9 protein-coding genes and 1 pseudogene are annotated in these 12,025 nt (G+C 73.0%); 5 read left to right on the top strand and 5 right to left on the bottom strand.

Annotation, left to right across the window (positions count from 1 at the left end; all coding sequences use genetic code 11):
* Nucleotides 1-66: 66 nt before the first annotated feature.
* Both mgt and B9S61_RS28715 read right to left on the bottom strand, forming a co-directional pair.
* A pseudogene (gene mgt, locus B9S61_RS28720) lies at nucleotides 67-1,307 on the bottom strand (macrolide-inactivating glycosyltransferase).
* Nucleotides 1,308-1,362: 55 nt separating this feature from the next.
* The gene (locus tag B9S61_RS28715; RefSeq protein ID WP_103544840.1) at nucleotides 1,363-1,650 is read right to left on the bottom strand and encodes a hypothetical protein; all 288 of its coding nucleotides are present in this window, start codon (nucleotides 1,648-1,650) and stop codon (nucleotides 1,363-1,365) included.
* An 83-nt stretch (nucleotides 1,651-1,733) separates the two neighbouring features.
* Here B9S61_RS28715 and B9S61_RS28710 point away from each other — a divergent pair, with 83 nt between their 5' ends.
* Entirely contained in the window at nucleotides 1,734-2,096 is a 363-nt protein-coding gene (locus B9S61_RS28710; RefSeq protein WP_103544839.1) for a hypothetical protein, read from the top strand.
* 6 nt (nucleotides 2,097-2,102) lie between these two features.
* Here B9S61_RS28710 and B9S61_RS28705 read toward each other — a convergent pair whose 3' ends face one another.
* Nucleotides 2,103-2,384, bottom strand: coding sequence for a hypothetical protein (locus B9S61_RS28705; RefSeq protein WP_103544838.1), 282 nt, complete (start codon nucleotides 2,382-2,384; stop codon nucleotides 2,103-2,105).
* A 620-nt stretch (nucleotides 2,385-3,004) separates the two neighbouring features.
* On the opposite strand from B9S61_RS28705, the gene B9S61_RS28700 reads away from it, so the two are divergent.
* On the top strand, nucleotides 3,005-3,868 hold the full coding sequence (locus B9S61_RS28700; protein ID WP_103544837.1) for an aminoglycoside phosphotransferase family protein: 864 nt from the start codon (nucleotides 3,005-3,007) through the stop codon (nucleotides 3,866-3,868).
* Nucleotides 3,869-3,894: 26 nt separating this feature from the next.
* Here B9S61_RS28700 and B9S61_RS28695 read toward each other — a convergent pair whose 3' ends face one another.
* The gene (locus B9S61_RS28695) at nucleotides 3,895-4,617 is read right to left on the bottom strand and encodes a 3'-5' exonuclease (RefSeq protein WP_103544836.1); all 723 of its coding nucleotides are present in this window, start codon (nucleotides 4,615-4,617) and stop codon (nucleotides 3,895-3,897) included.
* 132 nt (nucleotides 4,618-4,749) lie between these two features.
* Nucleotides 4,750-5,991 carry an SAV2148 family HEPN domain-containing protein gene (locus tag B9S61_RS28690; protein ID WP_103544835.1) on the bottom strand — a complete coding sequence of 414 codons (1,242 nt, stop codon included), beginning with the start codon at nucleotides 5,989-5,991 and terminating at the stop codon, nucleotides 4,750-4,752.
* Between the two features lie 298 nt (nucleotides 5,992-6,289).
* Here B9S61_RS28690 and glgX point away from each other — a divergent pair, with 298 nt between their 5' ends.
* The 3 genes from glgX to B9S61_RS28675 all read left to right on the top strand — a co-directional run.
* A complete protein-coding gene (gene glgX, locus B9S61_RS28685; protein WP_103544834.1) occupies nucleotides 6,290-8,428 on the top strand; it encodes a glycogen debranching protein GlgX in 2,139 nt (712 codons plus the stop codon).
* A gap of 224 nt (nucleotides 8,429-8,652) precedes the next feature.
* A complete protein-coding gene (treY, locus tag B9S61_RS28680) occupies nucleotides 8,653-11,001 on the top strand; it encodes a malto-oligosyltrehalose synthase (protein ID WP_103544833.1) in 2,349 nt (782 codons plus the stop codon).
* Nucleotides 11,002-11,218: 217 nt separating this feature from the next.
* Nucleotides 11,219-12,025, top strand: an 807-nt coding sequence (locus B9S61_RS28675; RefSeq protein WP_258039904.1) for a M14 family zinc carboxypeptidase, incomplete at its 3' end; no start/stop codon positions are given.

The following is a 12,025-nucleotide window of genomic DNA, read 5'->3' as shown; positions in this document are numbered from 1 at the left end:
CCCGCCGCGTCGTGACGTCGCCCCGGCCCTGCTGCGGGCAGTCGGGGCGCCTTCCCCGAGGGGTACTCAGCCCCGTGCCGGCAGCTCCGCCTCGATCAGGTCGGCGGCCCGCCGTGTGCCGCCCTCGCCCGCCATGTCCGCCTGGACGTCCTTCAGCCGCCGGGCGACCTCCGGGTCGTCGACGAGGGCGAGGGCCGCCGCCCTCACCACCTCGGCGTTCGCCTCGTCGGCCGGAACGTGCCGGGCCACGCCCAGCCCCTGCAGCAGGTCCGCGTTGCCGAACTGGTCCACCGCCTGCGGGACGGCGATCATCGGCGTGGCCGTCGCCAGGCCTTCCTGGCTGCCGCCGGCCCCCGCGTGGGTGACGAACAGGTCGGCCTGGCGCAGGATCGCGAGCTGCGGCACCCAGGAACGCACCTCGACGTTCCCGGGTACGTCCCCCAGCTCGGCGGGGTCGACATGCCTGCCGATCTGGAGCACCAGATGCCAGCCGGGCAGTCCGGCGAACGCCTCCACGCACTCCCGGTAGAACGACGGCTGCTTGGTGAAGGCCGACCCGAGCGACACCAGCACGACCTTCTCCGCGCCGTCCGGCCGCTGCCAGCCGCCCTCCGTGCCGCGGTCGCCCTGGCAGGCGCCCACGAAGGAGTGCACGCTCTCGTCCACCCGGTCGGCGTTCGGCTGGAGCGCCCTGGGGATCAGGACGATCGAACGGGCGGGGCGGCCCCCGAAGTCCTCCGGGGACCGGGTGATCCCGTTCTCCTCCAGCCAGGCGCGGAAGCGGGCGTGGTACGCCTGCCCCCGCTCGGTCCTCAGCGGCTCCTCCCACATCGGCTCGGCGACCTCCTCCTCGTAGCCGTCCCAGGCGACGAGGTTCGGCGAGAGGGAGACCGCGGGCACGCCCCAGCGGTGGGCGAGCACCCGCGCCGGGTAGGAGGCGATGTCGTGCAGCACCAGGTCGGGGGTGTCGCCCTCGTACGCCTCGATGAGCTGCGGGAGCGCCTGGACGGCGTCGTCCAGGAACGGTTCCACGTTGTCCAGCAGGGTGGTCCCCCACGCCTCCGGGTCGTCGTCGGGGCCGGGCAGGGTGGAGTTCCACAGTTTGGGTTCGGCGCCCGTCTCGGCGACCTTCCCGGCGAAGAGCGGCGGGATCGCGTAGGTCACCCGGTGCCCGCGCGCGACGAGTTCGCGGATCACCTCGAGGCTCGGGTTCACATGCCCGTGGGCGGCGATGGAGAACATGGCGATGTGCGCGGGAGTGGTCATACCCGACCCTAGGCGAGACGATACGTCTCGTGCAATTGGATTTCCGATCAGGGCGCCCGCGACGGGCCGTCCGAGGGAACGTCCGGCGGACCGGGCTCAGCGGGTGTCCGGCACGGCTCCCCCGCCGCGCCCGCGCCGGAACCGTTCGACGGGCGTGCGGCTGCCCTGGCGGAACGCGGCGAGGCCGGCGTCGGGACTCGCCGCGGACGCCACGAACAGGACCGACTCGTCGCATCCCACAAGGATGGTTCCCGCGCCCCGGACGCCGGCCGGCCACACACTCACTCCGAGTCCGTCGGGCAGCTCCCGTGCCGTGAGTACCCCGTCGATACCGAGTTCCGCGAAGAGCGCGGCCGCTACGCGTGTCAGCCGACCGGCATCCATGTCATCCTCCCCGTGCCCGCCCGGAACGTACACTCCCGCACGGACGAGGCCGACCGCCTCGCCTCTTCACGAGGGACGTCGTCATGCATGAACCTACAGCCGGGTTCGTCGGGGCCGTCGCGGCGCTGCCCCCCGCGACGCTCGCCGACGTCTACGACCACACCGTCCGCCTGCGCCGGCAGGGAGGCCGTGAGGCGAGCCGTGCTCTCCGGCTCTCCGCGTCGGAGCATTCCGGGATCGACCACGCGGTGAGGTCGGCGCTGCTTCCGCGCGCCGGGGAACTCGCCGCCTACCGGTCCGGACTCCTCTCCGACGCCCTGTCCGCCTGCGTGATCGGGGCCAGGGCCGTACGGAAGCCCGCGTGTCTCTCCCGGGAGCAGTACGACCTGCTCACCGCCCCCTTCACGGCCGTCGGTGTCGCCGTCCCCGGCCATGTGACCGGCTGACCGGCCTCACGCCGGGAGGGGGCCGGTACCGGTGATGGTCAGGGTCCAGTAGCGGCCCGCGTACGAGGCGTTCACGACGGCGCGCCCTTCCCTCCCGTCCGCCAGCCGGACGAGGCTGACGCCGTTCGCCCCGACGTGCTCTGCGAATCCGGGCGGCTCGGTCTCGAACGAGACGGAACCGGACCAGGAACCGCCGTCGCCCGAGGACTGCCCGGCCAGCCGGACTCCTGAGAAGTGGACGCCGTCGATCCGGGCAGCCCCTGTGTAACGGAATGGCTCTGCGGTCATACCGCCATCATCCCTTTCCACGGGTCGGGGCGCGCTCGGATGACCACCACGTCCACGACGACGGCGTTCCACCGGGAACGTCGCGCGGCGATGCCGAACCCGCGTCCGGCTCCGTCCCCGGGACGACAGCGACCACGAGGGGCCGGTGAGGCCGAAGAAGGAGGACTTCCTGGTCGGCGGTCTTGCCCCACCAGTCGGAGATGTTCGGGTTGTAGACAGGCGGGCGGCGACGCGGGCAACCGCTTCACCGCCGGCGAGGTGCTCGACGACCTCGGGCACCGCCCGGGGACGGTCGCCCGAACGCGGGCGAGCCGGCGCGGTCCCGGTCCCTGACCGAGCAGCCGGGCGAGCGGTGCTGCCGGGCCGGGCGTCGGTGGAGGCCGGCGGAATGCCGGAGAGCAGCGGGCCCCCGCCCGGGACGAGGACCGGGACCGGCGCGGGCAAACACGGGTCGTGGTCGACGGCGCGCCCCGGGCCGCGCGGGTGGGTCCGGTCATGGCCGTGACGGCGGTCCGGCTCGTCAGGGCACCGCGCACACCGTCCGACCTGTACGAATGCGACACTGGCCGACGGACGGCCGGTCCCTGGCGATCGGACGCGGACGGACATGGAGGGGACGGATGGACGAGGCACGGGCGCGGGACGTGCTCGCGGCGGCCGCGGTGCTGCCCGGTACGGCACGGGACGCGCGGCTGCTCGCCCTCGGTGAGAACGCGGTGTTCGCCGCCGGTGACCTGGCCGTCAAGGTGGGCCGCGACGCCGAGCTGCTGGACCGGGCACGCCGGGAGCTGAACATCGCGGGCTGGCTGGCGGCGGAGGGAGTGCCCGCGGTCCGGGCGGCCGAACCCGAGGCGCTGCTGGTCGAGGGGCACCCGGTGACCGTGTGGCACCGGCTGCCGGAGGCGGTGCGGCCGGCCGAACCCCGGGACCTCGCCGCATTGCTGCGGCTGGTCCACGCACTGCCCGCTCCACCCTTCGGGCTGCCGCCCCGCGAGCTGCTGGGCGGTGTGGAGCGCTGGCTGCGCCTCGCGGGCGACGCGATCGACCCGGCGGACGCCGCGTATCTGCGCGAACGGCGCGACGGGTTCGCGGCGGCCGCCGCGGCACTGACGCCCGAACTGCCGCCCGGGCCCATCCACGGGGACGCGCTGCCCCGCAACGTGCACATCGGGCCGGACGGGCCGGTCCTGACGGACCTGGAGACCTTCTCGTCCGATCTGCGCGAGCACGACCTGGTGGTGATGGCGCTCTCCCACGACCGCTACGGGCTGCCGGACGAGGCGTACGCGTCCTTCACCGGAACCTACGGGTGGGATGTGCGCGCATGGGAGGGCTGTTCGGTGCTGCGCGGCGCGCGGGAGACCGCGAGCTGCGCCTGGGTGTCCCAGCACGCGCCGGACAACCCCAGGGCGCTGGCCGAGTTCGAACGCCGGGTGGCGTCCCTGCGGGACGGGGACGAGACCGTGCGCTGGTACCCCTTCTGACGTCCGGCACCGTGCCGCCCGGTGGCTCAGACCCGCTCGTCCGCCGGCTCCCGCAGCGGCCAGGTGCCGTCGATCACCGCGGCGGTGTCGCCCTTGCGGCGCAGGAAGTCCTGGAAGTCCGCCGCCCACTCGGCGTACCACTCGATCTGCCGGAGGTGCAGTTCCGCCGATCCGAGGGCCGCGACCTTGGGGTGGCGGTCGGCTATCGCACAGGCCAGCCGGGCCGCGGCGAGAGCGTCGGCGGTCGCGTCGTGCGCCGAGTCGAGGACGACTCCGTACTCCGCGCAGACCGCCTCGAGGTTCCGCTTGCCGCGCCGGTAGCGGTCGACGGCGCGATCGATGGTGTACGGGTCGATGACCGGCGCGGGACCGATCCCGCCCAGACGGTCCCGCAGTGACGGCAGCCCGTACCGCCGCAGTTCGGCGGAGAGCAGGGTGAGGTCGAAGGCGGCGTTGTAGGCGACGACCGGGACGCCCGCTTTCCAGTGGTCGGTGAGGACGGCGGCGATGGCGTCGGCGACCTGGTCGGCGGGGCGGCCCTCGGCCGTCGCCCGCTCGGTGCTGATCCCGTGCACCGCCACCGCGTCGGCGGGGATCGGCACGCCCGGGTCGGCCAGCCACTCGCGGCGGCCCGTCGGCTCGCCCGCCCTGACCTCGATCACGGCGCCCGTGACGATCCGTGCCTCACGCGGGTCGGTACCCGTCGTCTCCAGGTCGAAGCCGATCAGCGGCTCCCGGTGCCAGCCCATGGACTGCCCCCCTTTTCTGTGTGGTGCGTTCCCCCAGTGATCTCCACCCTGCCACGCGCCACTGACAATCAGAGGACCGCGTTCCGTTTACCGGCCGGTGCGGCTCATCACCACCGGCCCCGGCACGGGGGTTCACGACACCGGCCGTGAATCCGCCCACATCAGCTCGAACTCCTCGCGATAGGTGGGAAACAGACCGCCTTCCTCCACTTCTCCCGGCTTGACCACTTTGGTCCCGTTGCGCAGGACCAGGACGGGCGCCTCCATCCCCCGGGCCCGCCGCAGGTGGTTCTGCACGACCGCTATCCCGTCGGACCCGTCGCCGTCCACCAGGTAGGCCGTGCAGCGCGGTGTCTCGTCGTAGACCTGGATCTCGAAGGCGCCCGGGTCGCGGAGCCGGGACCGTACGCGCCGCATGTGGAGGATGTTCATCTCGACGGAGCGGCCCAGTTCGCCGCGCTTGAGGCCCAGTTCGCGCTCGCGGCGCTTGACCGCGCTGGAGGCCGGGCTCAGGAACAGCAGCCGCACCCGGCAGCCGGACTCGGCGAGCCGCACCAGACGGCGTCCGGAGAAGTTCTGCACCAGCAGGTTGAGCCCGATACCGAGCGCGTCCAGACGGCGGGCCCCGCCGAAGATGTCCTCGGCCGGGAACTGGCGCAGCAGCCGCACCCGGTCGGAGTGGACGGCGACGACATCGGAGTACCGGTCGCCGACCAGGTCCTCGACCGCGTCGACGGGCAGCCGGCGCGCGGACGGCACGTCGCCGCCGGTGCCGAGCATCTCCAGCAGCCGCGCGGAGGCCCGCTCGGCCTGGTTGAGCACCGCCTCGGACAGCGCGCGGTTGCGGGAGACGACGTTGCGGGTGACCTCCAGCTCGTCCAGGGCGAGTTCGACGTCCCGGCGGTCGTCGAAGTACGGCTCGAAGCACGGCCAGTGCTGGACCATCAGCTCGCGCAGCTGCGGAAGGGTGAGGAAGGACAGCACGTTGTCGTCGGCCGGGTCGAGGAGATAGCCCTTGCGGCGGCTCACCTCGCGCACCGCGGCCGCGCGCTGCACCCACTCCTGCCCGGCGGGTCCCGCGGCGGCCACCACCCACTCGTCGCCGTGCACCGGTTCGTAGATGGGCCGCAGCACGGCGGCGACGACCGCGCGCAGCCGCTGTTCGACCAGGTTCAGCCAGATGTAGGCGCGGCCGGCCCGCTGGGCGCGGGTGCGTACCTCGCGCCAGGCGTCGGCGCCCCAGTCCAGTTCCGGCCCGATCGAACCCGCGTCCATCGGCCGTGCCAGGGACACCGCCCCGGGCGGGACGTCCGTGGAACCGCTCCCCTCGTGACCCTCGTCACCAGGGGGCAGTTCCAGCCCTCCCGCGCCCACCCGCGTACCGCCTTCCACTCCCCCGAGCACTCCCGTCCCGACGATCAAGGAGAGTACTCCGCCAGCGGCACACGGTGCAGCCCGATGGACAGGGTCGTTTCTCAACTTCCCCCGTCCATGCGAAGGTTCCGCCCGTCCGGTTCCCCGGAGTGAGCGGTTTCATAGCGTTCGGCGCGGATGCACGGGTCGCAGGCCGGGCGGGCATGGGTAGAAGGTGGACCCCGCCTTTCGGGGAGACACGGGAACACTCGGAGCCAAGGCGCCCCACCGGCGCCGTACACCTGAAAGAGTCGTGACCATGCAGGTCTGGCCTGGCGAGGCGTATCCGCTCGGTGCCACGTACGACGGCGCCGGAACGAACTTCGCGGTCTTCACGGAGGCCGCGGACCGAGTAGAGCTGTGTCTGCTGCACGACGACGGCTCCGAGACGGCGATCGAACTGCGCGAGAGCGACGCGTTCGTGCGGCACGCGTACCTGCCCGGGATCATGCCCGGGCAGCGGTACGGCTTCCGCGCGCACGGGCCGTACGCCCCCGAGCGGGGGCTGCGCTGCAACTCCGCGAAGCTGTTGCTCGACCCGTACGCGCGTGCGATCAGCGGGTCCGTGCGGTGGGGTGAGGAGGTGTACGGCTACCACTTCGACGACCGCGACCGGCGCAACGACCTCGACTCGGCGCCGCACACCATGACGTCGGTCGTGGTCAACCCGTACTTCGACTGGGGCGACGACCGGCGCCCCCGTACGGAGTACCACCACACGGTGATCTACGAGGCCCACGTCAAGGGCCTCACGATGCGCCATCCGGGGCTGCCGGAGGAACTGCGCGGCACCTACGCGGGCCTCGCGCATCCGGCGGTGATCGAGCATCTGACCGAACTGGGGGTGACGGCGCTGGAGCTGATGCCGGTGCACCAGTTCGTCAACGACCACCGGCTGGTCGGCATGGAGCTGAACAACTACTGGGGCTACAACACCATCGGCTTCTTCGCCCCGCACAACGCCTACGCGTCCTGGGGCGACCGGGGCCAGCAGGTGCTGGAGTTCAAGTCGGCGGTGAAGGCGCTGCACGAGGCCGGGATCGAGGTGATCCTCGACGTGGTCTACAACCACACCGCCGAGGGCAATCACCTGGGCCCGACGCTGTCCTTCAAGGGGCTCGACAACCCCTCGTACTACCGGCTCACCGACGACCCCCGCTACTACATGGACACGACGGGCACCGGGAACTCCCTGCTCATGCGGTCCCCGCACGTGCTGCAGATGATCATGGACTCGCTGCGGTACTGGGTCACCGAGATGCATGTCGACGGGTTCCGCTTCGACCTCGCGGCGACCCTCGCGCGGCAGTTCCACGAGGTGGACCGGCTGTCGTCGTTCTTCGACCTGGTCCAGCAGGACCCGGTGGTCTCCCAGGTCAAACTGATCGCCGAACCCTGGGACGTGGGCGAGGGCGGCTACCAGGTGGGCAACTTCCCGCCGCTGTGGACCGAGTGGAACGGCAAGTACCGCGACACGGTGCGGGACCTGTGGCGGGGCGAGCCGCGCGCGCTCGCGGAGTTCGCCTCCCGGCTGACCGGCTCCTCCGACCTGTACCAGGACGACGGGCGGCGCCCGCTGGCCTCGATCAACTTCGTGACCTGCCACGACGGCTTCACCCTGCACGACCTGGTGTCGTACAACGACAAGCACAACCACGCCAACGGCGAGGACAACCGGGACGGCGAGAGCCACAACCGGTCCTGGAACTGCGGCGCCGAGGGGGAGACCGACGACCCCGGCGTACTGCGGCTGCGGGCCCGGCAGATGCGCAACTTCATCGCGACGCTGATGCTCTCCCAGGGCGTGCCCATGATCAGCCACGGCGACGAGGTGGCCCGCACCCAGCGCGGCAACAACAACGCCTACTGCCAGGACAACGAGCTGGCCTGGCTCGACTGGCCGGCGCCCGGGACGGGGACGGAGGGCGAGGAGGATCTGCGCCGGCAACTGCTGGAGTTCACCCGCGCGATGGTCTGGCTGCGCAAGGACCACCCGGTGTTCCGGCGACGCCGCTTCTTCCACGGCCGTCCCGTGGAGGGCACCCACGACGACCTGTCCGACATCGCCTGGTTCACTCCCGAGGGCGCGGAGATGACCCAGCGGGACTGGGACTCCGCGCGGGCGTCCGCGCTGACGGTGTTCCTCAACGGCAACGCGATCTCCGAGCCCGGCCAGCGTGGTGAGCGGATCGCGGACGACTCGTTCCTGCTGATGTTCAACGCCTCCCCCAGGCCGCTGGACTTCGTGGTGCCGGTCGACCACGGCCGGCAGTGGCAGGTGGTCGTCGACACCGCCCGCGCGGACGGCGTACCGCCGGGCACCGGCCCGGAGGTGGCGGCGGGCACCCGGCTGACGCTGACCGACCGCAGCATGACGGTGCTGCAGCGGCCGGTGTAGGTGGGGCGGGCGGCCCTTTGCATTCTTTCGCCCCCGCCGCCCCTTCCCTGTCCCGTCCCCGGGGGCGCTGCCCCCGGACCCCCGCTCCTCAAACGCCGGAGGGGCTGAGTGTCAGCCCCTCCGGCGTTTGAGGAGCGGGGGTCCGGGACGGAGAACATCGCACTCGCCCCCCCGATCGGAGGAGCGATGACACGAGAAGCCGCCGCGCGGGTACGTAAGTTCCCATGACCCCTGAGCAACCTGACCCGGCGGCGCCCACGGCCACCTACCGCCTGCAGCTGCAGCCCGGCTTCCCGTTCCGTGCGGCGGCGGACGCCGTGCCGTACGTGGCCTCGCTCGGCGTGTCCCATCTTCACCTGTCGCCCGTCCTGGAGGCCGTGCCCGGCTCACCGCACGGCTACGACGTGGTGGACCACGCGCGGGTGCGCGAGGAACTCGGCGGCGAGGAGGGCCTGCGGGAACTGGCGCGCACCGCGCGGGAGCACGGGCTCGGGCTGATCGTGGACATCGTCCCGAACCATATGGCGATGTCCCCGCGCCACAACCGCGCGCTGTGGGAGGTGCTGCGCGACGGCCCGTCCTCGCCCCGCGCGCGGTGGTTCGACATCGACTGGGAGGCGCAGGGCGGGCAGGTGCTGCTGCCGGTGCTCGGCGGGCCGCTGGGCGAGGAGGTCGACCGGCTCGAGACCGACGGCGACGTACTGCGCTACCACGACCACGCGTTCCCGTTGCGGACGGGCACCGCCGACCTGCCGCTGCCGCGGCTGCTGGACGCTCAGTGGTACCGCCCCGTGTGGTGGCGGCTGGCCCGCACCGAGCTGAACTACCGGCGCTTCTTCAGCATCTCCGAGCTGATCGGGGTGCGGGTGGAGGACCCGGAGGTGTTCGAGGCGACCCACGCCAAGATCCTCCAGCTGCTCCGGGAGGGGGTGATCGACGGGCTGCGCGTCGACCACCCCGACGGGCTCGCCGACCCCGACGGCTATCTGCGGCGGCTGCACGAGGCCACCGGCGGCCGGTGGACGGTGGTGGAGAAGATCCTCGCCGACGGCGAGGCGCTGCCCGCGTCCTGGCCGGTCGCGGGCACCACCGGCTACGACGCCCTGCGGCACGTGGACGGCCTGTTCACGGACCCGGCCGGGTTCGGGGAGCTGCTCGGCCAGTACCGGAGGTTCGCGGCCCCGCAGCCGGACCGGGGCGGCGACTGGGACGCCACGGTGCGGCGGGCCGCGTACAAGGTGCTCACACACGAGCTGGCGACGGAGATGGACCGGCTGACCCGGCTGACGAGCCGGCTGTGCGCGACCTCCGCCGGGACCGGACTGCGCGACCGCGCGCCCTGGGCGCTGCGCACGGCGCTCCGGGAACTGCTGGTCCGGCTGGGGGTCTACCGCCCCTACGCCTCCGTGGACGCGGGCGCCGTGGTCACCGAGGAGGCCGCGGCCGAGGCCCGGCTCGCCTTCGCCGTCCCCGAGGAGGCCGGGGCCGTGGACGTCGTACGGGACCTGGTGCTCGGGCGGTACGGGGACGGGCCCGCGTACATGGAGTTCCGTACGCGGTTCGCGCAGACCGCGTCCGCGCTGCGGGCCAAGTCCGTCGAGGACACCGCGTTCTACCGCTACGTGCCGCTGCTGTCGGCGACCGAGGTGGGCGGCGAGCCCGGCAGCCCGGCGGTGTCCCCGGAGCGGTTCCACGCGTACTGCGCGCGCGTGCAGCGCGACTGGCCGGCCACCGGGACGGTCCTGTCGACGCACGACGCGAAGCGCAGCGCCGATGTGCGGGCGGCGCTGCACGTGCTCACCGAGTGCCCCGGACGCTGGACGGACCTCCTTGCCGAGGTGACGCGCGGCGGTGAGGGCGTACCCGACGCCCAGCTGGCCTGGGCGGCCTGGCAGACGGTGTTCGGGCTGGGACCGGCGGAGGAGGAGCGAGTACGGGGGGCGCTGCTGAAGCATGTGCGGGAGGCGGGCCTGCACACCAGCTGGACGGAGCAGGAACCGTCGTACGAGGAGGCGGTGGCGCGGTTCGTGACGGCGGCACCGTGCGGGGTTCCGGGCGAGCGGGTGGCGGCGTTCCGCGCCTCGCTGGAGCCGCACATCCGGGCGAACGTCCTGGGCGCGGCCCTGGTCCATCTGACGATGCCGGGGGTGCCCGATCTCTACCAGGGCACGGAGCACGAGTACCGGGCCCTGGTCGACCCGGACAACCGGCGCACCGTGCGGTTCGCCGCCGACGGGAGCGAGAAGGAGGCGGTGACGCGGGCGGCGCTGCGGCTGCGGGCACGGCAGCCGGACGTCTTCGGTGACAGGGCGTCGTACGACCCGCTGCCTGCCGAGGGGCCCGCGGCGGCGCACTGTACGGCGTTCGTACGCTCCGGAGAGGTGCTCACCGCGGTGACCCGCCTGTCGCTGCGGCTCGCGGACGAGGGCGGCTGGGGTGACACGCGGCTGCCGCTGCCGCCGGGGCGGTGGGCCGATGTGCTGGACCCCGCGCGGAGCTTCAGCGGGCACGCGCGCGTGACGGAACTGTTCGACCGGCTGCCGGTGGCGCTGCTCGAGCGGATCGCGGACTGACACCCGGCGCCGGGCCAGGCGCGCGTACGGGCGTTCGGATCGGAGAGGTGCTTCCGGCGCCCCTGGGACAGGGCCGCACCAGCGGTGACGCACGCGCGGCGGCCGGGTTCCGGCGTGCCTCCGGGCGCCCCTGGAGTCTCCCCCGTCGCGCTCTTGACACCGTCTCCCGGCCGTGGGGTACTGCGCAGTACAGGGCGGATTCAGGTGGTGACGGGGGGTGAGTCCGCTGCGGGAGTCGCGCTATCCGACGGTGGCCGAACTGGTGTTCTCCGCCCGTGCGCTGGCCGTGCGACGGCCGGGCCTGTGCACCCTGCGGGAGGTGGGTGTCTCCCGCGCGGGCCGGCCGCTGCACCTAATGTCCGTGGGACGCGCGCGGCGGGCCGTCCTGGTGGTGGCCGGCGCCCACGCCAACGAACCGGCCGGCGGGGGCACGCTGCTCGCGCTGGCCCGGCGGGCCCTGCGGGAGCCGGGGCTGCGTGACGGCGTGTCGTGGCACTTCCTGCTCTGCGCGGACCCCGACGGCGCGAGCCTCCACGTGACACCGGCACCGCGCACGCTGTACGACTACCACCTGGGCTTCTTCCGTCCCTCGGGGCCGGAGCAGCCGGAGTGGGCTCCGTCGGTGCTGCCGCCCGACCGGCTGCCGCCGGAGACCCGGGCGCTGACCGGGGTGATCGACGAGCTGCGGCCCTATCTGCAGGTGTCCCTGCACGGCACCGAGCTGGGCGGCAGCTGGGTGCAGCTGACGCGGGACGTGCCCGGGCTGGCCGAACCGTTCGCCAAGTCGGCGGCGCAGCTGCACATTCCGGTGGAGACGGGCGCCTCGGACGCGGCGGGCTGGCCCGCGTCCGGTCCGGGGGTGCACGTCATGCCGGCGCCGGAGGCCTCGCCGGCCTATCCGAGCCTGACCGACGACGCCCGGCACAGCACCTGGTACCACGTCCACCGCTACGGGGGTATGACCGCGGTGATCGAGGTGCCGATGTGGGCGAGCGACCTGGTGGACGACCCGGCGCCGCATCCG

Origin of the sequence: Streptomyces sp. SM1 (assembly GCF_002910825.1) — a bacterium.
Taxonomy (GTDB): Bacteria; Actinomycetota; Actinomycetes; order Streptomycetales; family Streptomycetaceae; genus Streptomyces; species Streptomyces okerensis.
The sequence above is the reverse complement of the archived record's forward strand: the minus strand, read 5'-3'. Positions and strand labels throughout refer to the sequence as shown.